This window comes from Ochrobactrum sp. BTU1 (assembly GCA_018798825.1).
Classification (GTDB): domain Bacteria; phylum Pseudomonadota; class Alphaproteobacteria; order Rhizobiales; family Rhizobiaceae; genus Brucella.
In genome coordinates, this window is sequence record CP076356.1 from 505,561 (window position 1) to 528,602 (window position 23,042).

The following is a 23,042-nucleotide window of genomic DNA, read 5'->3' on the forward strand; positions in this document are numbered from 1 at the left end:
AGATTCATGCGACGTAAAGCTGCTCATTTACTCAAGGTTTTTGAAATTTTTCTCACAATTTCTGTGAGATGTGAGCATCTTAACTGTCCCCTGTATAGAAGGGGCTACAATATATTTACTGGACTGGACGCTACCTGGTGAAAGAGAAGACAACGGTTAAGGCAACTCATGAGCCGGATTTTTCGCATAAAGATCCGGTGACGGATGCTGCTTTGAACTGGCTTTTTCTGCTTCAAGGGGTGTCTCCCAACAGCCCTGTCAAAGCAGAATTCGAAGCATGGCTGAACAGTTCGCCAGATCATCGGCGAACGTTCGAGCAGGTTTCCAAAGCCTGGGCACTTCCTGAAGCGGACCTGGTAGCTTTCCAATTGGCAAATTGCACCATTTCCAATCAACTTGATAAATCTGGCGCCTCCGCTAGCCCTGTTCACAAAGGCATTCGGCAGCGCCACCGCTTGTCATGGGCAATGGTTACAGCTGCAGCAGTCATTCTGGCAGTCGGTATCTGGCAATATCCTGCTCTCTTGTTGGAATGGCAGGCTGATTACATTACGGCCACTGGTCAAACCGATATCATCGTACTCCCAGATGGCTCAAAACTTACCCTCAACACAGCTTCAGCAGTTAAACTCGATTTCGTGGATAACCACCGTTCAGTTGAGCTGCTGCAAGGAGAAGCTTACTTCGACGTTGTCCCTGATCCGCTGCGTCCGTTCAAAGTGACCGCATCGTTTTCAGAAGTTGTGGTGAAGGGGACAGCGTTTTCTGTACGTAAAGATCTAACCCAGGATATTATCGTACTTGAGCACGGGAAGGTCGAAGTAACTAAAATGCCCGATCGCTTGATGCAGGCAGTACTGTTGCCCGGTGAAAGTATTCGCGCAACTTTAAATGACTTCTCGCCAGTCGTTAAAACCGATACCGGCGAGGCGCTTTCTTGGGTGAGGGGGCAGCTTAGTTTTAAGGACAGGCCCCTCTCTTCAGTGTTAGATGAGTTGAGCCGCTATTATCCTCATTCTATCATTACGCTGAATACCGAACTTGCATCAACGCGTGTAAACGGTCGATATAGGTTGGATAACCCAGAACTGGCAATTAGATCGCTCGTGACGGCTGCGGGCGGATCGGTAAGTCGGATCCCAGGCGGCATTTTAATCCTTCAATAATTTGTCATCTTTTTTTGTGAGATTCTGTTTGCTCGATTGTCCATTGTATATGGGCTGAAAACTAAGGTGATTTAGCCCTCTTGGAACATGAGGGACTGTAATGACGACAAGTGTGAGCAAAAAGCAGGAAATCAAAAGAAATGCGCTGAACAGAAGCATCAGTGCTAAACGATTAGCGCTCGCGCTTGCCAGCTCCGCTGTGTTGTCAATCGGCGTCGTTTTTGCTCCCTCTGCAACATATGCCCAGAATTCAAGCACTAGCCGGACGATGGTGTTTAGTATCCAATCCCAACCGTTGGCTGCAGCTCTATCCGAATTTATGCGTGTAACTGATTGGAATGTTGGCTTTACTTCCCAGTCTGTTGCCGGAAAAAAATCTAATGCCGTTAATGGTTCGATGACGCCTATTCAGGCGTTACGAGCCATGATTTCAGGAACCGGTATTAATGTTGAAACGTCAGGACCCTCAACTGTAGCTCTAGTTGTCGCCTCCGCTGCAAACGTAACGGATGAAGGGTTAGAAGGTACGACTGTCCTTAACACAATTACGGTTGATGGAGAAAGCCCGTGGGGGCCGGTCGCAGGCATCGTCGCGTCGCAAGCTGCGACTGCCACGAAAACTGGAACGTCGATTAGGGACATCCCGCAAGCCATTAATGTCGTAACCCGCGATCAAATGGATAAGCAAGGTGTGGAAAGCATCGTGCAGGCACTCCGCTACACGCCGGGTGTTGTGACGCAATATGGCGACACTGATGTCCGCTACGACTGGTTGACTATCCGTGGCTTTCGTCCTGCGCGTTATCTTGACGGGCTTCGGCTGCCATTTGGGGCGAGGGGATATTCCCAACCACGGGTGGAGCCGTTTGGTCTAGAGCGTGCGGAAGTGCTCAAAGGCCCAGCATCTGTGCTTTACGGGCAAGGCCTGCCCGGAGGTATGCTGAATATGGTCAGCAAGCGGCCGCAAGACGAGGAGATCCGCGAAGTAGAATTGCAATTCGGAAAGGATCAACGTTACCAAACCGCCTTTGATATTGGCGGACGGGCCAATGAAAGCGGATCCGTCCTCTATCGCATGGTCGGTGTTGGACGAATTGCAGATACGCAATACGACTATGTGACTGAACGAAAAGGATATATCGCGCCTTCAATTACGCTCAAACCCGACGAAAGCACCAGTTTCACTTTGCTTGGTCAGTATCAGAAGATCGACTCGAAGGGCGGGGGCGGTGCTCCAGCTCTAACCGCTAACGGTACTCTTTATACTGATACTTATCCCGAACTTCCGCGGAGTGCCTTCCTTGGGGAGCCGGGTTTCGACCGCTATGTGGTTGATCAGGCGATGATTGGGTACGAGTTTAGCCACGATATCAACGCAGATTGGACGATCAAACAGAATGCACGCTACGCCTATGTGAAGTCTGATAGTCAGCGCGTTGCTGCGGTTTGTCTCGCCGGGATGGCGTGTAACCCCGCGGCACTTTATCGTTACGCGTGGGCCTTCCCTGAAACCTCTCGACTTTTCACGCTGGATAATCAGGCAATTGGCAAGTTCTCCACGGGCGCAGCCGACCATACGATGCTGTTCGGTTTAGATTATTCCCTTGAGAAAAGCGAATATGACGAATCTCAGCTAGCAATCATCACTACTCCGTTCAATGTTTATGATCCTGTGTTCGGTAGAACGCCGATCTCGCGACCTCCTACTGCAATGAATATTCGTCAGAACCGTTCTCAGGTAGGTCTCTACGCGCAGGACCAGGTCGAGTGGGAGCGCTTTGTGTTTTCGTTAGGTGGAAGGTATGACTGGGCCAGTACAGAGACGCGTACACGCAATTACACGACAACCGGCTTCAATGAAGCGACGGTTGATCCGAAGGACCGCAAATTCACCTGGCGTGCAGGTGTAGTCTATAATTTCGACAACGGCATGTCGCCATACGCAAGCTATTCGACGTCCTTCAATCCCGAAAATGGCACCGACTACGCTGGCAATCCCTTTCAAGCCACGACCGGTGAACAGTACGAAGTCGGAATCAAATATCAGCCGGTGGGAATGGACAGCTTTGTCACTCTCTCCGCCTATCAACTCACACAGCAGAACGTGCTCACCCCGGATCCACAGCATCTCAACAACAATATACAAACAGGTGAAGTGCGTTTACGCGGCTTGGAACTGGAAGGTAAAGCACAGATCACCAACGGAATTTCGGTGATCGCTTCCTATGCCTATACCGATAGCGATATCACCAAGGATAATGTGAAGAACGGGATCAGCAATCAAGGCAATCGATTGAATTTCGTGCCTGAACACCAGGCATCTCTGTGGCTCGACTATACGGTCCAATCAAGTGATGCCTGGGGTGGTCTTAGCATTGGCGGTGGTGCGCGTTACATGGGACAAACTTATGGTGACACGGCCAATAAACTTGATATTCCGTCCTTCACACTATTTGATGCGGCAATCCGTTACGATTTTGAAAAGGCTGATCCGCAGCTCAAGGGCCTCCAAGCATCTGTGAACGTCAGCAATCTGTTCGACAAGAAATATGTTTCCTCATGTATCGCGGCCACCGGCTGTTACTGGGGTGAAGGCCGGACCGTCTATGGCACTTTGAAGAAGAGCTGGTAGCGCTTTGGTAAATAAACATCGGCCAATGGGATTAACGCGGCGAGATATCATCGCCGCGCTTTGCTGTTCACCATTTGCGGCCCAACAGGCCTTGGCTGGATCAAGTGAAAAGAGAATAGTCGCACTTGACTGGGCCTGGGCTGAATCGGTTCTTGCATTAGGGGTTTTGCCATCAGCCGTCGCGGAGGCGCCTTTGTACCGAGAACGCGTTGTTGCGCCAGTCTTAGCGAATACAGTAACCGATGTCGGCTTAAGAAGTTGGCCGAATATGGAATTGCTTAAATCATTGCGACCGGATCTCATCCTCGCTCAGGCGGGCTACGGTCCATCGCCCGGCCAACTTGAGGCAATCGCGCCGACACTCTCTCTTCCACTTTACACCAATCAAAGAACCCCACTGCGCAATGCACAGGGTGGTTTGGCGGCAATCGCTATCGAATTGCGGCGCGAAACGGAAGCAAAAGCCTATCTCACACACGCTGACGCCACATTTGACAAAATCCGCAATCAGCTTCAGTCTCATGACAATCGCCCATTGCTTCTCATCAAATTCGCTAACGACCGCCTGATCGATATTTATGGTCCAGGTAGCTTGTTTCACGATGTGCTTTTACGTCTGGGTCTCGTTAATAACTGGGAACGAACTGGCAGCCATTGGGGCTTTTCAACGGTAGGCCTTGAGGCGATAGCCTCCTTTACTGATGCACGCGTCGTCATCGTAGAACCAGGACCGCCCGAAGCGCTGTTAAAAAGCGACCTCTGGCAAGCGCTGCCAATGGTCCGCATCAAACGCGTCACGTCGATACCGCCGACATGGGTGTTCGGCGGCGTTCCGTCTGCCCTACGCTTCGCTGACAACTTGGCAAAGGCATTGCTGTTCTCATGAAGCAAACTATGCTCAATCCTCTAAACTTGTTGTCCTGTTTGCTTGCCATGGCCTTCGCACTGACCTTGGTTGGGGTTCAGGGGCAGGTTCCATACATGAACATTTGGAACGCAATCTTCCATCCAGATCCGATGGCGTACGGTGAGATTTATTTGCATTATTCTCTGCTTCCGAGGGTCATTGTCGCCTTGCTAGCAGGTGCTGCCCTCGGAGTAACGGGAACAATATTCCAACAAGTGCTTCGCAATCCTCTCGCCGAACCAGCGACGCTGGGGCTGCTTTCAGGTGCACAACTCGCGATCATAGTTGCATCTTTGTCGGCGCCGGCCCTCACACCTATCCAACAGGAGCACGCTGGAATAATTGGCGCGTTTGCGGCTCTAGCAATCGTGGCACTTCTAGCAGTGAAGTGTAATTTCGCACCCACGACACTTTTGCTTATCGGGATGGTCGTCACCTTTGTCGCCAGTGCCTTCTCTGTCATTTTAGCGCTATTAAACCATGACTATCTACGCTCAGCATTCATCTGGGCAAGTGGTTCAATCATTCAGAATGATTATTCGACAGCAGTTGCTCTTTCCGGGCGGTTGCTCTTCTTCATTCCTCTGCTTGCTTTATTGGTGCGTCCGCTCACGGTTGCAGGTCTCGAGGATTCTGCCGCGCGAAGCTTGGGTTTACCGATTGACGCTGTGCGAATGCTTTCCCTTTTGCTAGCGACTACACTTTGTGCACTCGTTGTCGCCAGATTGGGCGTAATTGCATTTATCGGCCTTGCCGCACCTCATTTGGCTCGGCTTTCTGGGGTAAGAACGTTTAGAGGTCGTTTGATCTGGGCTCCGTTGTTCGGAGGGGCATTGTTGCTACTGGCCGATTCACTGGTCGTTGTAGTTGCCCGCTGCATCTCTGAAGTGCCCACAGGCGTTGTGACTGCGCTATCCGGCTCGCTGCTGTTGTTATTGCTTTTGAGAAAGCTACCAGCGACCCTGCCAGCTCAAATAGATACTTCACTGCCTCGACAACAGACTACCCTCCAACCTTATAAGACCATAATCGCAACGTTAACGGTTCTGGTCATCGTAATAGCGTTCTCGCTTTCGGAGCATTTTTTCTTCGATACCTTGCCTTTGAGAGAGCTTGTTAGCGCTCGTTGGCCACGCGTAATTGCGGCCGGAAGTGCAGGTGCAATGTTAGCGGTAGCGGGCACCATATTGCAGTCAATGACCGGAAACCCGCTAGCAAGTCCTGAAGGTCTTGGAATAAGTGCAGGTGCCGGGCTTGGTGTTGTCGCCGCATTTATTCTCGCAGGTGCGTCCCCGCTCGCATCACTTGGTGGCGGGAGTATCGGGGCATTGCTGACACTTTTAGTCATTATCAGCATTTCACGGAAAGCCAGTTACGCCCCTGCAGCCCTTTTGCTCGCTGGAATAGCAATCGGAACTTTTGCTTCGTCGCTGATCGCATTTATTGTTGCTAGTGGCGACCCGAGGGCGGCATTGATCCTCGTCTGGTCTATGGGGCCAACGTTCAGAGCAAACGCTATAATGGCTTCCACTGCGGGAGTGATCCTCCTATTGGCATTGCTGTTACTGCCGATGTTTGTACGCTGGCTCCAACTTCTTCCTCTTGGAGAGGGCTGCGCACGCTCTCTCGGGCTTTCCCTACCAGTCTCGCGGGGTTTTCTTCTGGTTTATTGTTCAGTTCTTACCGGTGCCGCCACACTAATCGTTGGGCCTCTCAGTTTTGTTGGGTTGATGGCGCCACATATTGCAGCCACACTCGTCCCTCGACATGTCTTGCCTAGGATTTTTTCAGCTGCAGCAATTGGGGGGATTCTATTGATTTTTGCAGACTGGCTTGGTCGTACAGTAAATTTCCCATACGAAATACCTGCAGGGGTTCTAGCAGCATTCATTGGCGGGCCATATTTTCTTTGGCGCTTGGCGAGAAGCAGTGTTTGATCATCCCGAAAATCTCGGCCGCAATTTTCTGCCGCCATAGTCCAGTTATTGGAAAGCGTGAAGGTCGGATTATTTTTGGCTTACACAAATAAAGACATCTCAACGGGCCAGGAACCAGTGCGTCGATAACTCTTGAATTAGACGAGAAACCTTGGAAGGACACAGATGCTAATAGTCTAAGATCTGTCGCGAAGTAGCGGAATAGAAGAGCGGAGCACACTCAACTCTACCGATCAAAACACGGTTGAGCGCTGAACCGAGTGTGATAAAGCCCAACCCCAGGGCGTATTGGTTCCGCTTCTTTCAAAAACCAAGGCGATGTTTTTCGTGTTCCGCATCTAGTTCTAGCTTCAATTGTAATTTCTATTTGATAACGATTTTATCTCTCTCGCCTTTCCAGTTTCCGATGACTTGCTTGCTCAGCAATGACACGGAAACATGCAGAGTGTGTAGTGTTTATGATTTGCCGATCTAGCCTACTAGTACCGACGATCAAATGAGACGTCCAAGCAAATCCGTTAGAGGGGTGGAGAGGTTCCACGTTTGAAGACTTGGTCGTCGATGAAGTCAGTGTCAAAACGTCTTCTCAGTCACCCTTTGTTAGATTAAATTCCGGGGATGATCAGTATGATCTAAAACGAGGTTGGATACGCCCAACCTGCCGGAGATTGCGCGATGATCCAGTCGCAGCTTTCCCTATTTTGCGGGACTGGAATGGCTCGCAGATGATGATATCTAGTCAGAGGACCAATATCGTTCATTCATTGCAAGTGGTGTGGCTTTGAGTGGTGGTTCGCGCACTGAGCTGGTGGACGGCGTCTCAGATATTGGCAGCATTACGTCCACCACGATCAAAATGAAGCTAAAATCAGAAAGATAGTCATCATTTAGTTCGGCTGGAGCGGATGCTATCCAATTGACCAATTATCACCGCAATACCAAAACAAACTGATCCGAACCCGAAGGATATGGTGCCCAATATTAATCGTTGCGTTGTTGGCGCTCCAACGATGAACAGCAGACCGATCAGAATTTGAAGAACCGCAAGACCATAAACCACTCCTTTCATTTGATTGCTGCACAGTCGAACTTGATTGAATCGATTTCACCGGCCGCTACATTGTATTCACTCACCTGCAAGAAGGAGCAAATATAGATTTTCTCCTCATTTTGCAGAAAGACATAGTTTCCGGATGATGATTTGATTTCAAATCCTTGCTCAGCAAGGTCAAGGATGGTCGGCTTTCTTTCAGCATTGGCGCTGTAAGTGATTGCCAGTAGAATCCCAGTTGCAGTGAGTAAGCTCTTCATCTTCTTCCTGTTTAAAGTTATGGTCTCAATGGGTTGCATCATGTCTAACCAAAGTCACAATACTGATGGTTGGGCGGCATTCAATAGCAAAATAAGTCGTCTCACCCGGTGGAATGCTTGGGTGCATGTGTGATGGCGATCGTCGTGCGCCGCTTCAGCGTCGTTGCCACCGATGATGTTGTCAAGGTGAAGAATGCTCGGGCTCAAATAGCGTGCACCATATTGGCGATCTCGACCAGGTTTCTATCCGTTTTTCTTTCGGCTATCTCCTTCAACTCACTTACGCCAACGGAAGAACAGACTGCCCATGGGGTTTATTAGTATGAAGCCAGTAGCTCTGGCAGCAGCGGCTATTCTTACGAGTGGGGCTTATACTCGGGGAGGGAAATGATAATTCTTCGGTAGGTTCCGTTTTGCTTCTTCCGACAAGCACAAGAAACAAATTACGGTTTCGATCATATTTGGCTTTTAATGCTTCCCTTTTGAGGATAGTTCCGTGAATTCAAGAAGGAACCACGTCAATGCAACGTTAGCGTTTTGCGTTGGCTTCTAATCCCGGGGGTTGCACAAAGCATGACCGAAATTCCTCCACCTGGACCGATCGGGGCACTAGACCGACTGCATCGCTGGATGAACGGACATAGAATGCGGCGAGCGGTGGTTGTAGTTGCGTTCTTCATCGTGGGTTGGGCTTCATTGTTCGGTGGGTGGATTGCAGTTGCGATGCTGCGCGGATCGACTGAACGCAACGCCGGTGCCGTAGCGTTGCTATATGTCATTATCCCCTTCCTTTCGGTTGTCATGCTTTTCGTATTACAGCGTATGGCCTATCGCCGGTTTTGGGATGATGATCGCAACCGGTCTCTCGGGAAAAGCACGAAGGACTGGGCTCTTGAGACCAATACTGCACCGCCAGCACCGCTCGTTGACTGGCCGGTGACGTTACGGATCCGCCACACAATTTTCTATGCGCTCGCCATTTCAGGTTTGCTGTTTAGTTTTATGCCCTATCAGCACCAGCTCGCAGTTTTGAAATTCATGGTCAATATCAGTTCTGGTTCGGCGACATTACGACAGTTGCCGGGATTGTTGTTCGGGTATCTGCCTATGTTCTTTTTTGCGCTGTGTGCAATAATGTTAACACATCGCCAGCAACGGCGTCGTGATGCAGGTTTGCTTAGTATTCGGGAGCGGCTATTGCTTCGGGCGGAGATAAACTGGCTCATGTCGTTCGGTGTTGCGCTTGCTAGCGTCATACTTTTGAGTCAGCTTTTCGGGAGTATGATTGTTTCCCGTCTCTGATATGCCTGGAGTAGGCTCGCGCCAATGCGATTACGCATCATGGTGACGTAGCTGAGCTTAGCTTCACTATGTTAAATTTTACAGCGTTTCCTAAGTCTCGAAAACATCATAACCGTAACCATAACCTGCCTGACGACAGATCGGGAGCAGCAGAGATGGCGAATGAACCGATAGGAGAATTCATGCCTTCAGGGGCTCTGGATTCAGTACTTGGTTGGTGCAAAACGAAGACCTAAAGTTTTATTTTGCAAAGTTGCATATTTCAAGATAGTGGCCTGCGGAAACTACTCCCAAGGCGGTCTGGCCATCCATTCCTTTCGGATCATCTCGATAAATCTCCGCACTTTCGGCGAGACATGCCTGCGTGTAGGATAGACGGCAGAAATAGGATGTTCGTCTCGGTAGAACTCCTGCAGTAGGGGCAAAAGGCGTCCTTGCCTGATATCTTCGCCGACGAGAAAGGCGCCAAGCTGAACGATGCCAAGACTGTTCAACGCGGCGTCGCGAATTGCTTCGGTGTTGTTGAGCCTTAAGCCTCCTTGAACCGCAATCTCGCGCAGCTCTCCCCCTATCTGATAACGCCATGGCACTGACGAATTTGCGTAGGTGAACACGATCTTCTGGTGAGATTGAAGATCGTCGATGCTCAATGGGGTTCCATGCTGTTCTATATAGGCTGGCGAGGCGCAGGTGATAAAACGGTGAGGGGCCAGAATTTGGCGGATCAGACCGCTGTCAGTCGGTCCGCCAATACGAATAGCGACGTCTATTCCGTCACTGACGAGATCGCAATAGTCATCCGAGAATGTGACGTCTGCTTCTAGATCTGGCCACTGGGAGAGGAAACGTTGAAGCACTGGCAGGACATGCAGTCGACCGAATGCGGTGGGAATGTCGAGGCGAAGTCGCCCTTTTGGCGTTTGATTGCGCTCAGCAAGTGTCGCCTCTGCGTCATCAACCTCGCAAAGGATACGAAGAGCGTGGTCGTAAAACAGTCTGCCTTCCTCTGTCAGACTCACACTCCGCGTGGTTCGATGGATAAGGCGTGTCGCAAGATTATCCTCAAGCCGAGCGATACTCTTTCCAACCGCTGAACGAGTGATGCCTAGCCGGGCGGCAGCCTGCGTGAAACTTGCCGTATCTGCTACACGGACAAATGCCAACACATCTCCAAAATGATCGAGCATTGTATCCAAAATGTCCCATCTGTTGCGAATGTAACCTACTTTATAGATTTATCAGACCTAGTAAAGCACTTCATCTAGAGCGGCGAGGCTTACTCACCCTGAGATGAAAGGAAACTGATTTGGAACTAATAGCGGAGCAAACCCTCAAGGAGGGAGTCCGAAGATGGGCAGCTGTCTATGTTGTGAGCCTCACAACGTTTGCAGTCGTGACGACGGAAATGCTACCGGTGGGCCCGATCACCTCGATTGCAGAAGCACTGAATATTTCAGTCGGTTCCGCCGGGTTGATCGTCTCAGTCCCTGCAATTCTTGCAGCCTTCTTTGCGCCTTTTGTAGTCATTGTGGCAAGCGACATCGACAGGCGGCATATTCTTGCAGGTCTACTTCTTCTACTGACTGCGGCAAATATTGCATCTGCCATGGCGCAAACGTTCCTATGGCTGCTTTTAGCGCGCACCGCAGTCGGGATTTGTATGGGCGGCATATGGGCAGTTGCTGGTGGACTTGCGCCGCGGTTGGCACCCACTCAATCGGTCGGATTGGCGACGGCAATAATCTTTGGCGGTGTCGCAGCGGCTTCGGTAATTGGTGTCCCGGTCGGCACAATGATTGGGGATTCCTTCGGTTGGCGATGGGCATTTGGTGCGATGGCAGTATTCAGCGCGATAGTCCTTTGTCTTAGCTTGTGGGTCCTACCTTGTCTGCCTGTTGCTCAATCTATTCGCCCCTCGCAGTTTATTGCTGAACTAAAGCGTTCGTCAGTTCAATTTGGATTGCTTCTGACAGGGATGCTCGTGGCAGGGCATTTCATGGCCTACACGTTTATCACCCCTGCTTTGCAGACAATTTCTGGGGTTTCCCCTGAATGGATCGCCGGACTACTATTTATCTTTGGGTTAGCAGGAATTATCGGAAACTTTCTTTTAGGCACTATTGCCCGAAAATGGCTCGGGATTTCTCTTGGCACAATTGCTATCGGCCTATTGACTGCAATTCTTGGTTTTGCGGCTTTGGGCGGGACACCTGCTCCTGCAATCAGCCTGCTCGTCTTGTGGGGCCTAGCGTATGGTGGGGTGTCCGTCACTCTACAGTCGTGGATGATGAAAGCCGCACCATCGGCCATTGAAATTGCGACCGCACTTTTTGTCTCGGTCTTTAACATCGCCATCGCAACCGGATCGTTCATTGGCGGTCAGACAATAGACGCCATCGGTCTTCGGGCAACTTTGTTTATCTCGGCTATTTTTCCCGCAGTAGCGCTGCTTTTAATGCAGGCTCGTCAATGGAGATACTGAATTGAAACATGACGTTTTCGAACTCGGCTGCATCACGTTGCAATCAGGGAGACAAATGGCCGGCGCGCGACTTGCCTACAAGACTTATGGGTGTTTAAACGAAAAGAAAAACAACGTTATCGTCTATAATACCTCCTTTGCAGCTACGCATGAGGATGCAGAATGGCTAATCGGTATAGGAAGGGCGCTTGATCCCAATAAATACTTCATCGTTGTACCCAATATGTTCGGTAACGGCCTTTCAAGCTCACCCAGTAACACACCAAACGCAAAGACAAATGGCGGCTTTCCACACATTACAATCTACGACAACGTCAAACAGCAATACCGACTGTTACGGGAGAGGTTCGGTATCGATGCGGTCCACCTCGCCATAGGATGGTCATTGGGTGGGGCGCAGGCATTCGAATGGGCTTCAGCCTATCCTGAAATGGTGAAACGTCTCTTCGCGTTCCAGAGTGCCGCCTGTACATCGCGGCACTTTCATGTGTTCTTTGACAGTGTGAGGGCGGCCATCGAGATGGACGCCAAGTTTTGCAATGGCGTCTATTCAGAGCAACCAAATGCCGGTCTTCGCGTCGCGGCTCGGATTTACGCCGCATGGGGTTTCTCTCCTGCATTTTTTCGCCAGCGACTGGACGAAAAAGCACTTGGTTATGCATCACTTGATGATTTCCTTGTAAGATTCTGGGAGAATTGGTTTTTAAAGCGTGATGCAAACGACATTCTTGCTCATTTATGGACGGGGCAGCGTGCAGATATTAGCGCAAATGAGAAGTATCAGTTCGATCTCGACAAAGCATTGGGTGCGATAAAGGCCGACACCATCATAATGCCTTCATCCAGCGATCTGTACTTTACCGTCGAAGATGCTGCTCGGGAAGCGTCACAAGTCCCTAATGCGGAATTACGGATTTTGGAATCCCACTGGGGCCACGTTGCAGGCGAAGGATTGAATGATGCTGACACGGTATTCATTGAAAGCGCAATTAATGACCTGTTGAGAAGATAAATCGAGCCCGATACATCGCCTAGATCACGCAAGGTTCTCGAGCTATGGCCACCTGCGACACTATTCAAACTAGGTGTGCAGGTGGCCATTGTATCGGCGAATTCTCCTTTGATCCTATTGGCGATATTTTAGCGGGCAATTGGTGGTAATCTTGGTAGCGTACCAAGCGTGCCCACCCGGCGTTTGAGTGACGTGGACCGGGTAATGCATGCCCCGCCATGAGGCCGGCGGATCTGATAACGGCAGTCAGCCCTAGTCTCTCCGAGAAGCCTCGAGGGGCAATGTTACCCGCCCGCATCTCCCGTCGTCATCTGAAACATATTTGCTACCGAAGTGGGCGGTGTTTTCCCATCAACTGCTTCTCGGAGCAGGGCATGAGAAAACAGACTCAATAATCCCGGGAAGCAATCGCCAAACACCTGTTCACCGGAGTGCGATATTTTTCATTCCCAAGAATATAATAATAAATTGGGAATTGATCGGCGAAGATTTTAATTTCATTATGTATAGTCGCATCGCCCGCGACCAAGTTTACGAATAATATCGATAATAGATTTTGATAAAAGATATTGAGTCTCTTCGTAAGAACAATAATATTTGGATATCTGCGCCTTACACAATTACGCGTATATATTTTTAAATAATATATTTTGCTATTATCAAAGGGTGGGCGAACGTAAATAATGCATCCTTACTAAGGAGTTGCTAAGTGGTCAGCCCTAAGACGATCGAACAATGGCGGCAAGCGCCGCGCCTCAACACGTTTGCATGCTTCTTCAATAATACGGCAACTGGCATCGCCGGCGCTCCTGGTCTCATGAAACCTTCGCCGGACAAGGGCCTCCTTCAGTACGACATAGATAGCCTTGTGTTCTGGGATAGCCATCGCCAGCTTTGGGGACATTTTGACAGCCATTACTTCGCAAGCATACCATTCCGTGTGGAGGAGGAGTGCCGTCTCGGATCTGCAATACTTGCCTACGCTTTGGAAGCCTGGGCGCGCACCAGGCGAGGAGCGACAGTCTATACTCTTGGCGCTGGAGAGGGCACGTTCGCGCGTACGCTGGCGAAGCTTGGTGATGGTCGCCTCAATACCCTCTGCTGTAGCCCGACAGCCGGCAATCGCGAAAGTTTTTACGCAAATCGAGGAAGTAGCAATGCCCATTTCTACTATGGCCCTTTCTTCGATCTGACCGAAGAAAGCTATTGGAGTAATGTCGATCTTCACCCGTTTCGAGACGGTTTTGATGTCCTTTTGGAAGACACGACATTTCAGATGTACGGGGCAGACCGTGACAACCAACTGGCCTTCGTGGTGCCGAGAATTCGAGAGAATGGCTTATTCATTCAAATTCAGAAGCTCTCACACTCTAAACGCGAGGAATATGATCGTCGAGAGCGTCAGAAGGATGAAGAGTTCAAGTCTCGTTTTTTCACCCGTACACAGATTGCATCAAAAAAAAGCGAAATCCTGAAAACCATGTCGAACTATGAAGTTGGGCTGGAAGAAACGATAGCAGCGCTGAGACAGAATTTTCGTTTCTCCGTTGTTACCTGGAACAGCGGAAACTTTTATACGATCGTTTCCTCCAACTCGGAGCGGTCATTGAAGGATTTTGTCAATGGGATGATTAGGCCGGCAATTCCCGCCGAATTTAGTTACGAGCAACTACCTTTCACCTTGCTCAACAACGCAGAAACTGGGCCCAATATTGATTGGTCATGGCGGCCGGCAAGATCAGTCGGCGAGGAGATTGCCGAGGGGCCGGTATCATCACAAAGATTTCAGTCGAGATGATAGTTCGCTCGCGCGGCCTATTTCTTGCTTGCATGTTCTTTTTCAGTGTTGGCCGCAACGCCTTCTTTGTCGCAACGGCCTGGATTATGCTGGTTGCAACCGACAGCGTTCGCGCCGTTGCACTTCTTCTGATCGCCGGCACAGTGACTGAATTCGTGGTAAGCGGTCCAACCGGAATCATCGCCGACCGATGGAACAGACAAGTAGTCTGTATTGCTGCCGACTTGGCGAGAATCCTTGTTGTTGCAATGCTGGGTATTTCACTTGCGGGAGGGATTAGCTCAAGCGCGCTCTACATCGGGGTGATATCATATTCTGCCGCTGATCGACTCTATATGACTGCGATCCAGTCCATCGTGCCATCGATCAGCCCCCCTGACCGACTTGTCTCCTTCAACGCCTGGTCCTACGTTGGCATGCAGACGGGTAACTTCGCTGGTGCGTTTGCCGTCGGTCTCCTTCTCGATTTGATGTCTGATCGCTACGTATTCTGGTCGATTGCCCTTTGCTTCATAGCATCCACGCTGTTGATGCAACATTTACGGAGAGCCGTTCGCACAACGCAGGGTCGGCGCAGCCATCAAGTGCCGGTGGAAGCTGAGCATGAGACCGAGGGTGTGGCGCAGATCTGGAGAATGGGCGGACTTAGAAACCTTGCGATCATTTATGCTCAGATCTACACGACTGGCATGTTGATCAACACCTTGCTCTCAGGCTACGTTCTGCGGGAGATGCAGGGAACGTCAATCGAGTTTGGCAATCTCGAAGCCGCCTGGGCAGTTGGATCTGTTGTCTCTGGCATTCTTCTCACGACCGCCTATTTTCGCACTCCAACAACGGGAGCTTTGCGATATGCGCTATTTGCGGCAGCCACCGGGATGTCCGCATTCTACGCAGTACCGTCGTTTGTTCCCGCAGTCGCCCTCATTGCGGCCCTCGGTGTCGTCTACAACATCTCGAGAATCCTGATTGACGTCGAAATTCAGCGTACCGTTACTCCTCGTTTTCTAGGGCGCGTAAAGGGAGTGATCCAAGCCACCTGCATGGGTTTTGGCCTAATAGTTTACGGGCTCGTGGCAGCGCTTGGCGATTCCATTTTGCCTTCAACAGTTTTCGCAAACTATGGGGTTTTCATGATTGTAACAGTAGTTCTCCTGTCTTTGTACGCGGCATGCCGACTGCTGCTGCCACTAGGAAAGCGTCCTCTCTTCGATGAATAAATTAACTCCACAGGGTTTAAATCCATGTTCAAAGGCCGGTGCCGTAAGCGCCCTGTCGTACCTCATGCCAAAAATTGTCCCGTTCTGGACGCGGCCGCTGACCGAATATGCCCGGTTTGTTTATGATGTAAGCCAACACGATGTTAAAGGTGGTGATCGCACGAAAGCCATGTCGCTTCTTCAGGCCTGTATCGAGCATGCAGCCTTAAAGGCGGGTTTCGATCCACAACAAGCTCTTTCTGCACGGCAACAGCTCAGCGATGCGCCGATTATGCAGACGGGGCCACATTGCCTCCTCGCAATCGAGCCAGACGCCTTTTACACACACCTTTTCGGGTTGATGGGTCTTAAAGAGCATGCCCGCCAATGGCATATTTCCTACGCAGTCTCGACCGTAAAATTTGTCGAAAAAGCCAAGAAAGGTCCTGGCTGGTTAAACTTGGAACATGAACCCGTCAACATCTTCGGCCTGACACGCAGCCGGATGGTGCCATATAACGTATGCGCGCCTGGCGGGCCATACAGGTTTGCGTTTTCCAGCCGCCAAGGCGAGGCGCCTGCAAATCGCTCCGCCGCGCGATTGAAGGGGTACCTGCCGACTGAAGAGTTTTCGTCAGGAGCAGAGGCTTTAAAGGCGGGGAACCTAGCCATCTGGGATCGTTGGTTTCCATCGGAGTTCAACTTCCTTCAGCTCGATGACATCGACGTCGCTGATTTGGTTGCTTCGCATCTAGCGGATCGGGATTCCTGGCTTGCTCGCTGCTATGTCGGAGATGGTGCATTCGCATCTCGGCTGCTTGCCGAATTGGACATTTTGAATGCCGGACCTTGGGCTGGCTGGATCAGGAGGACAACAGATCTTTTCTGGGGCATGGACAGCGGCAGGATACTCCCGCTTCGCCTGCAAGGTGGGGCCCTCCTCAGCGAGGCCGAGCCAGGATTTGTAGTAAAATTCGATGTCGCTAGCCTGCGCCGTGCGCTAGGCGAACGGCGCTTGGTGCCCAATATGGTGACGGCCTTTTTGGTCACTTCGATCTTGCCAGGCGTGAGAACTCTCGGCGGAAGCAGACAAACCATCTATCTGCCCTTGATGCGTTATTTGATTTGGCGAGTGATGGAAGTTCTTGGGTTGGGTTCGTTCGCCGACGAACTTAAAGCGGATGTGATGCCTTGTTTATGGGGACACCGAGTTTTAAGGCCTGCGGAGGTGGATCCGTTCGCCGAGTTGGAACAGGCTGGTTGTGCGATGCACATTGCCGAACGGCTAGGTAAGCAGCCACTCTTACTTGCATGTGGCTCGCTGGCCAGCTTTACCGAGGACCCAACCTGGGCAGATCTAATGGTCGGAATTGAGGATTCTCTTGTTCAATCAGAAGCACCAGAATGGGCGCTTAGCTAATTCACAGTGCTACCCTCAGGCGAGCAAAGAGCACTATGAGTAGCCCCTCAATGGAATTATGAAGGCAGGATTGTTATGGCGTCGAAACGACATCAATCATCCCTCCGCCTGCCTTATCAGCTCGTTGAATGACAGTTCTATGCTGTGTACGGCCTTGCTTTGCAACGAAAAGCAGTAATACCAATCCACATGCAGCCAACAAAGCGCCGACATAGCCACTCGCAGCGTAACCCCAGCCAAGAGCAATCGCGATTGATGCCAACCACGGGCCGAGTGCATTGGCGATGTTGAAAGCTGCGTGGTGACTTGCCGCGGCCATGGTTTGCGCATCACCCGCAACGTCCATCAAGTAGGTCTGAAGGGGTAAGCCCAGTGATCCGGAAAACCCGATAAAAAACAGACAAGGCGCCATCAACCAGAGATTATGAACGGTGAAAGGGTACAGAATTAGCATGACCAAGGCTAGCAAAAGCAGCATTGCTGCTGTCCCGAGAAGGTTACGATCCGCTATTCGCCCAGTGATCCAAGTGCCGCTCACCATCCCGGCCCCGAAAATGACGAACATTAACGGCTCGGCCCAGTCTGGAGCGCGAGTGACTTCCTGCAAAGTACTTGCAACATAGGTGAAAACTGAAAATAGGCCGCCAAAGCCAATCGCACCAACGCTCAACGTTAATAATACTTGCTTGTTGCCGAGTGCGGCAAGCTCACCGAACGCGCCTGTAGGGGACGTCGACTTTGTATTGGGAGCAAGAAAAAGCACAAGAATGGCTGTCATAAATGCCAAAAATGCAGCAAAGCCGAAGGCAAATCGCCAGGTTAAGTTCTGTCCGATGAAACTCGAACCCGGAACTCCCAGCAGCGTGGCGAACGTTAGCCCAAGCATCACCATCGAGACGGCCCAAGATCGCTTGTTTACCGGTACGAGGGATGCCGCAACCAAGGCTGCAACCCCAAAATAAGCGCCGTGTGGCAAGCCCGCAAGGAAACGAAGAGCCACAAAGGTTGGATAGGTCGTCGCAAATGCAGCGGCCAAATTGGCAGACGCGTAAAACCCCATCAAAGTAATGAGCAGAGCTTTCCGAGGAAATTTTGAACCAAAGGCTGCAAGAACAGGTGCTCCGATGACGACGCCCAAAGCATATGCTGAAATCGCATGAGCCGCCGCCGCGGGATCAACATTCAGATCGCTTGCGAAGTAGGGTACGAGAGACATAGCGGCGAACTCTACTGTTCCGATGGAGAAGCCACCCAACGCAAGCGCAAAGATGATCATCCCTGCATGCGTGCGATCTATCGTTATATCGTGAGAATTAGCGTTCAATTTTTTCTGTTCTACATTTGGATTGTTGGTCGTCTTAAAAGTCGATCGAGGTTCGGTGTGTTACTCTCGCTCGCCCTGACGGCGCTGATGGCATGTTCGAGCGGAAATTGATAGCGAACGCATCCGTTTTGCAGCAGTTTCGATCTATCCGACGATCAAATTTATGCGATACTGGAGCGCATGTGGTACACTCTAAGCTCCGATCGCAATGTGATGTGATCACTTAAGCCTTAAGCCACTACGGGAAGACCTGCCAAATCTGGCCAAATGCAGCAATATTGCAGAGGGCCAAGGAGAGCGTTCAAGTAAACGTGTCGGTTCGATGATGGTATCGGAAAAAGAGCAGTGCATAATGCCACGCCCAGGTCGAACAGACTGGAAACATCATTCCATTCATTGGCATACTCTATCCCGTTCGAGTTCTTTTGGGCCGAGTTTTTCGAACATGACGCCCTGCACATTCTAACGAGGCTTTCATTTTCAAATTTAAGTCGCACGCGTTGGGTTTCTTGCTGACGACCGCCGTAACCGCGCATTCCACCGACGCAATGGGTATTCGCGAAGCCCAATCCGATCAATACGAAACGCGGCAAGTTGACATCAGCATAAGTTTTTATTGTTTATTTTTCTATTTACAACAGCATTAATATTTGTTTTTATTATCTTGCCTCCCTTCTATTATATAAAAGGAAAATATATAATAGTTATATATAGTAAGATTTCATTTCTAAATGACAAAATATGAATATAAAAATAATTGGAGAAAATAAATGACCAACTCAAATACATTGCGTCACCGGCCTCTACAATTCGGTGGGGGAAAAGCTATCACGGGCATGATAGGTAACTATTCGGCGTGGGCAAGTGTCGGTTTAACATCTGCAACCGATCCAATAATCCAAGAGTTCACCACTTCCTGGATCGTTCCAACTTCCCCAAATCCAGGCCAAAAAACACTTTTTTTATGGAATGGCCTGCAGTCGGATAGTAACCGCGCAGGACTGATCCAGCCTGTACTAACTTGGGATCCCAATGAAAAGAGCTGGAACGTGTCTTGCTGGTACACTAAGGACGATAAAAATTATGTCAGAGGCGATGGTGTCTCAGTAGTGCCAGGGGAAAGCTTACAAGCACGAATATCGTTCGTTTCTCAAACGGAAAATGCGTATACATATACAATGGAATTTGTTGGCTCTAAGTTTGCATCAACGAAGGTAACAGTTGATATGCCATCTGCCATGAACTTACTCCTCGAATGCTTTGAGCCTTATACCGATGATTGGCATGATCTTCCACCTGATGAGCTCGTTAGAATGACAAATATAAATGTTAAACTTGTTCCACAAGGCAATTTTCAGCCAAAAATCAATAACCTAAAATGGAATTTTTATAACAACGGTATTGTTACTCCATCCGGCAAAAACGGTGCCGTCATTAACAATAGCGCCATTTTTGGAGAAATAGACTTTTACTTTAGATAGTTAATAATGAATATATGGGGCAAAGATTTTTTGCGTATCTTTGATTTGCTTCGTTTCTCAAAATGAACCGAAAATACGTATTCTGTATGAAGGAGCAGACCGGATATTCTAAAATCCTGTCGGAACAGATGAAATGCTATTTTTCCATCATTTGTCCTAACTGGCATAGTACATCTTGCATTTTTTGCGGCTGAGAAGAGTCGGTGCGTGCCGTAGTGCGCCTATACGACATACATATGTTTACCGTCACAGCGTGAGTCCTGTTTTTTTACATGATAGGATTTTTCGGATTTTCTGGCTTACATAAACTCCGCCTGAATTCCTGTTTCTCGGGCGATATTTGCTGGCGCTTCAATGAAATCCGAGTCTGATGCCACAAGTGTACGAACCCCGATTTTCTGAAATATACTAACGGCAAGCGCCCCTATTTCGGCAACTCTCAGGGCTTCACATAGGGTCTGCTGTTGTTGGAAAAGCTATCCCAACTTCATCATCCCTATGGTGAGGGTATCTGATTATGCAGCTTCCTGCGAAGGGGAAGCTGACACTTCAGCGGGTGTCTTGAATCCAAGACACTTGCGCTGGGTTGCGTTGAGATCATGGGCGAGGGCAGTCAACTGAGCCAGGCTGACCTCATACGCATTTGCTGCTCGATCGTATCGATTTCACGCAGCCGCAATTCCTTGGCCAGACAATCTTGCAAAGACACGGCATTTGGGCTGCGGAATACTGGCGCAAATATTGTCGATGTTGAGCTCATAAAGCGCGGGACCAAATTGTGTCAGGCCACTTGTTCGATCTTCTCTTAACCGTGGGTCGTACGAAACACGGGCGCCAGATGGTTAGGGGCTCGGGCCATAGCCCGATTGTGGCTTGATAAAAGTTCCGGATTAGAGTGCTATGGCATTTAGGCAGACCATAGCGCCGTTGTCTGTCAGGGTAGCATTCTTTGAATCGCATACCCTTTCGGCCTAGGGCCTTTTCAGTTACTGTTTTGTTTGTGGTGTATCCAGCTAGCGCAATCAAGATAGTTTGCTGGATCAACGCGTCCAAATTGTGGGTCCATCGTTGTTACTCTTGCGCGCTCCAAAACAGCATTATACATTCGTTATCGGCGTTCTAAATGACAATCCGATTATTAAGATCGTTGAAACGCAGACAACCTACCATCAGCGGCAGCGGATTGAATTTTCTTCGCGATTTCTTTGAGGAACGCGGGGCTGACCGCGCCTAATGGACGGGTGCCATCAAAGTCATATGGGTGATCAAGATCGACGAGATTATATTCATCAAGAATAATCCAGCAAGGATAAGCCAATCCGGCCCGTCTGCATTCAATCTGGTTAAAGGCAAGAGCTATGCGGCTGGCGTCTGGCTCCTGTGAGGTGATCGGAAACAGGAACAACCGAGCGGGATTATCCGGCGTGCGAATGACGATACAAACCGGGCGCGCTTTCCGACCGGATTCCTCGCCGGTTTTTGCCTGCCACTTCCAGAGATAGAAGAACCTGACGATCTGGCCGCGTTCAAGCATCTGTGTCACTTTCATTTATGATCGCATCCAGTCCGTCCATTAGTTCGCGGTGTATATGATCCGGGGCATCAAACAGACCGTAAGCATCTGCTTGCGGCTTCCCCAGAAGTCGGCGGTAGGCATCCGCTGTAACGATAACCAGCTTTTCCTTGCCGCGTTTCGTGAGAGAAACCGGCTCGATCAGTGCTGTTTCCAGTATTTCACCGGACAGGCGATTCATGTCAGAAAAGGTGAATTGCTTCATAATGGTCGCTCCTTTAATTACGTAATATACGTATTTCAGGTATTTTATGCAAGTTTTTATCTTTACTACAACGCCTTGGAGAAGCTATCCCAAATACATCATGCCTATGGTGAGGGTATCTGATTAAGCTGCTTCCTGCAAAAGTGTAGCAAAAACCTCGGCGGGTGTCTTGAATCCAAGACACATGCGCGGGATTGCATTGAGATTGTGGGCGAGGGCAGTTAACTGAACCTGGCTAACCAGCGTTAGGTCCGTGTTGCTGGGTAAATACCGTCGAACGCGCTTGTTGATGTTCTCGATCGCACCTTTTTGCCATGGTGAGTTTGGGTCGCAAAACGAGCTTGTTGCCCCCATTCCATCCTCCAAAGCCCGATAAGCCATAAACTCGGAACCACGATCAAAGGTAAAACTGCGGCGTGCGTGATAAGGCAGTGCGGCGAAGGTCTGAATGATTTTGTTCATTATAGGCTTTGAGTGCCGGCTGCTATTTTTAATGATGACGCAATAACGGCTCTTGCGTTCAACAAGCGTCATGACATTGGCTTCTCCAAGGTCACGTTCAAAGATAATGAAATCACCTTCCCAGTTGCCGAATTGCAGACGATTGCCAATAAAATCAGGACGTTGATGAATACGAAAGGCTTCTGGAATGCGGGAACTGCGCGATCTTCTGGTGCCGCGTGGGCAGCGTTTTGTTCGCATCTCAGCCAGGTGTTCATACAGCTTCAGCGCGTATTCTTCCTTTGAATAGATGAAACGATAGATTGTTTCGGCACACAGACGTATTGCGCTTAGACCATGGCTAACCAGTCGGCCGCAGATCTGTTCCGGCGACCAATGGGCCTCCAATTGTTCTATGACGAACTTACGCAGCTCTGGGTAACGTCTGAGCTTGCGCAACCGTGTTCTGCGGTCTTTGCTGATGTTGTCGGCAACAACGCTATGATAGCCATTATAGGGGGCTGAAAAAGCGCAGTCAAAAATAGTACGCTAAGCCCGAACGAACGATGAATTTGCGTTCCGCTCGGGTCGAAACGATATAGTCGGGGCTACTTACGCTGTGCGAATTGACACTCTTGGATTGCTTTGCAGGTCCGCCGATCAACTGGGCGATAATGGATACTAGAGGTCTACAGTGAGTTCATAAATGCCTCGCGCAGCGAGCACCGTCTTTGAATAAGTAATCCGCCGTATGTTCGTAAGTTCCCACGCTAACCATCCCTCTTCAAAATAGTTCGCGCAAGCTGCGGCCATATCGGTATGCAGAAACGGCGTGACAGATGCGATCCTCAC

Annotated in this window: 17 protein-coding genes and 1 pseudogene; 11 read left to right on the top strand and 7 right to left on the bottom strand. The window is 50.0% G+C overall.

Annotated elements, in window-relative coordinates; translation table 11 throughout:
* The first annotated feature begins 137 nt into the window (after positions 1 to 137).
* From KMS41_21460 to fhuB, 4 genes are all read left to right on the top strand, one after another.
* Positions 138 to 1,166 carry a FecR family protein gene (locus tag KMS41_21460; GenBank protein QWK80332.1) on the top strand — a complete coding sequence of 343 codons (1,029 nt, stop codon included), beginning with the start codon at positions 138 to 140 and terminating at the stop codon, positions 1,164 to 1,166.
* Between the two features lie 100 nt (positions 1,167 to 1,266).
* Positions 1,267 to 3,798 (top strand): TonB-dependent siderophore receptor, encoded by a 2,532-nt coding sequence (locus tag KMS41_21465; GenBank protein QWK80333.1) that lies wholly within the window; start codon positions 1,267 to 1,269, stop codon positions 3,796 to 3,798.
* Between the two features lie 25 nt (positions 3,799 to 3,823).
* Positions 3,824 to 4,684 (top strand): ABC transporter substrate-binding protein, encoded by an 861-nt coding sequence (locus tag KMS41_21470; GenBank protein ID QWK81155.1) that lies wholly within the window; start codon positions 3,824 to 3,826, stop codon positions 4,682 to 4,684.
* Positions 4,681 to 6,642 carry a Fe(3+)-hydroxamate ABC transporter permease FhuB gene (fhuB, locus tag KMS41_21475; GenBank protein QWK80334.1) on the top strand — a complete coding sequence of 654 codons (1,962 nt, stop codon included), beginning with the start codon at positions 4,681 to 4,683 and terminating at the stop codon, positions 6,640 to 6,642. The genes KMS41_21470 and fhuB overlap by 4 nt, the downstream gene beginning before the upstream one ends.
* Positions 6,643 to 7,707: 1,065 nt before the next feature.
* Here the strand turns inward: fhuB and KMS41_21480 are convergent.
* Positions 7,708 to 7,953 (bottom strand): hypothetical protein, encoded by a 246-nt coding sequence (locus tag KMS41_21480; protein ID QWK80335.1) that lies wholly within the window; start codon positions 7,951 to 7,953, stop codon positions 7,708 to 7,710.
* Positions 7,954 to 8,526: 573 nt separating this feature from the next.
* Here KMS41_21480 and KMS41_21485 point away from each other — a divergent pair.
* Positions 8,527 to 9,255, top strand: a complete 729-nt coding sequence (locus KMS41_21485) for a hypothetical protein (GenBank protein ID QWK80336.1) — start codon at positions 8,527 to 8,529, stop codon at positions 9,253 to 9,255.
* Positions 9,256 to 9,539: 284 nt separating this feature from the next.
* Here KMS41_21485 and KMS41_21490 read toward each other — a convergent pair whose 3' ends face one another.
* Positions 9,540 to 10,442, bottom strand: coding sequence for a LysR family transcriptional regulator (locus tag KMS41_21490; protein ID QWK80337.1), 903 nt, complete (start codon positions 10,440 to 10,442; stop codon positions 9,540 to 9,542).
* Between the two features lie 218 nt (positions 10,443 to 10,660).
* Between KMS41_21490 and KMS41_21495 the strand changes: the two genes are divergently transcribed.
* From KMS41_21495 to KMS41_21515, 5 genes are all read left to right on the top strand, one after another.
* Positions 10,661 to 11,737, top strand: a complete 1,077-nt coding sequence (locus KMS41_21495; protein ID QWK81156.1) for an MFS transporter — start codon at positions 10,661 to 10,663, stop codon at positions 11,735 to 11,737.
* A 1-nt stretch (position 11,738) separates the two neighbouring features.
* Positions 11,739 to 12,749 carry an alpha/beta fold hydrolase gene (locus KMS41_21500; GenBank protein QWK80338.1) on the top strand — a complete coding sequence of 337 codons (1,011 nt, stop codon included), beginning with the start codon at positions 11,739 to 11,741 and terminating at the stop codon, positions 12,747 to 12,749.
* Positions 12,750 to 13,458: 709 nt separating this feature from the next.
* Positions 13,459 to 14,547, top strand: coding sequence for a class I SAM-dependent methyltransferase (locus KMS41_21505; protein QWK80339.1), 1,089 nt, complete (start codon positions 13,459 to 13,461; stop codon positions 14,545 to 14,547).
* Positions 14,544 to 15,767 carry an MFS transporter gene (locus KMS41_21510; GenBank protein QWK80340.1) on the top strand — a complete coding sequence of 408 codons (1,224 nt, stop codon included), beginning with the start codon at positions 14,544 to 14,546 and terminating at the stop codon, positions 15,765 to 15,767. Before KMS41_21505 ends, KMS41_21510 begins: the two co-directional genes overlap by 4 nt.
* The gene (locus tag KMS41_21515) at positions 15,760 to 17,166 is read left to right on the top strand and encodes a hypothetical protein (protein QWK80341.1); all 1,407 of its coding nucleotides are present in this window, start codon (positions 15,760 to 15,762) and stop codon (positions 17,164 to 17,166) included. The genes KMS41_21510 and KMS41_21515 overlap by 8 nt, the downstream gene beginning before the upstream one ends.
* Before the next feature lie 73 nt (positions 17,167 to 17,239).
* Here the strand turns inward: KMS41_21515 and KMS41_21520 are convergent, their stop codons facing one another.
* A complete protein-coding gene (locus KMS41_21520; protein ID QWK80342.1) occupies positions 17,240 to 18,490 on the bottom strand; it encodes an MFS transporter in 1,251 nt (416 codons plus the stop codon).
* Positions 18,491 to 19,260: 770 nt separating this feature from the next.
* Between KMS41_21520 and KMS41_21525 the strand changes: the two genes are divergently transcribed.
* Positions 19,261 to 19,971 carry a hypothetical protein gene (locus KMS41_21525; protein QWK80343.1) on the top strand — a complete coding sequence of 237 codons (711 nt, stop codon included), beginning with the start codon at positions 19,261 to 19,263 and terminating at the stop codon, positions 19,969 to 19,971.
* 646 nt (positions 19,972 to 20,617) lie between these two features.
* Here the strand turns inward: KMS41_21525 and KMS41_21530 are convergent.
* The 4 genes and pseudogenes from KMS41_21530 to KMS41_21545 form a co-directional block, all read right to left on the bottom strand.
* A pseudogene (locus tag KMS41_21530) lies at positions 20,618 to 20,800 on the bottom strand (ISNCY family transposase).
* Between the two features lie 309 nt (positions 20,801 to 21,109).
* Complete coding sequence (locus KMS41_21535; protein QWK81157.1) at positions 21,110 to 21,505, bottom strand: hypothetical protein; 396 nt, start codon at positions 21,503 to 21,505, stop codon at positions 21,110 to 21,112.
* Positions 21,498 to 21,749: a prevent-host-death protein gene (locus tag KMS41_21540; GenBank protein QWK80344.1), complete on the bottom strand. Its 252-nt coding sequence runs from the start codon at positions 21,747 to 21,749 to the stop codon at positions 21,498 to 21,500. The genes KMS41_21535 and KMS41_21540 overlap by 8 nt, the downstream gene beginning before the upstream one ends.
* 123 nt (positions 21,750 to 21,872) lie before the next feature.
* On the bottom strand, positions 21,873 to 22,733 hold the full coding sequence (locus KMS41_21545; GenBank protein QWK81158.1) for an IS30 family transposase: 861 nt from the start codon (positions 22,731 to 22,733) through the stop codon (positions 21,873 to 21,875).
* Between the last annotated feature and the right edge of the window lie 309 nt (positions 22,734 to 23,042).

Excerpts from the sequence above, each read along its gene's own strand:
- KMS41_21470 (QWK81155.1), top strand. The coding sequence starts at position 3,824 with ATGGGATTAACGCGGCGAGATATCATCGCCGCGCTTTGCTGTTCACCA.
- KMS41_21540 (QWK80344.1), bottom strand. The coding sequence starts at position 21,749 with ATGAAGCAATTCACCTTTTCTGACATGAATCGCCTGTCCGGTGAAATA.
- KMS41_21495 (QWK81156.1), top strand. The coding sequence starts at position 10,661 with ATGCTACCGGTGGGCCCGATCACCTCGATTGCAGAAGCACTGAATATT.
- KMS41_21490 (QWK80337.1), bottom strand. The coding sequence starts at position 10,442 with ATGCTCGATCATTTTGGAGATGTGTTGGCATTTGTCCGTGTAGCAGAT.
- KMS41_21535 (QWK81157.1), bottom strand. The coding sequence starts at position 21,505 with ATGCTTGAACGCGGCCAGATCGTCAGGTTCTTCTATCTCTGGAAGTGG.
- KMS41_21525 (QWK80343.1), top strand. The coding sequence starts at position 19,261 with ATGACCAACTCAAATACATTGCGTCACCGGCCTCTACAATTCGGTGGG.
- KMS41_21465 (QWK80333.1), top strand. The coding sequence starts at position 1,267 with ATGACGACAAGTGTGAGCAAAAAGCAGGAAATCAAAAGAAATGCGCTG.
- fhuB (QWK80334.1), top strand. The coding sequence starts at position 4,681 with ATGAAGCAAACTATGCTCAATCCTCTAAACTTGTTGTCCTGTTTGCTT.
- KMS41_21515 (QWK80341.1), top strand. The coding sequence starts at position 15,760 with ATGAATAAATTAACTCCACAGGGTTTAAATCCATGTTCAAAGGCCGGT.
- KMS41_21480 (QWK80335.1), bottom strand. The coding sequence starts at position 7,953 with ATGAAGAGCTTACTCACTGCAACTGGGATTCTACTGGCAATCACTTAC.
- KMS41_21510 (QWK80340.1), top strand. The coding sequence starts at position 14,544 with ATGATAGTTCGCTCGCGCGGCCTATTTCTTGCTTGCATGTTCTTTTTC.
- KMS41_21485 (QWK80336.1), top strand. The coding sequence starts at position 8,527 with ATGACCGAAATTCCTCCACCTGGACCGATCGGGGCACTAGACCGACTG.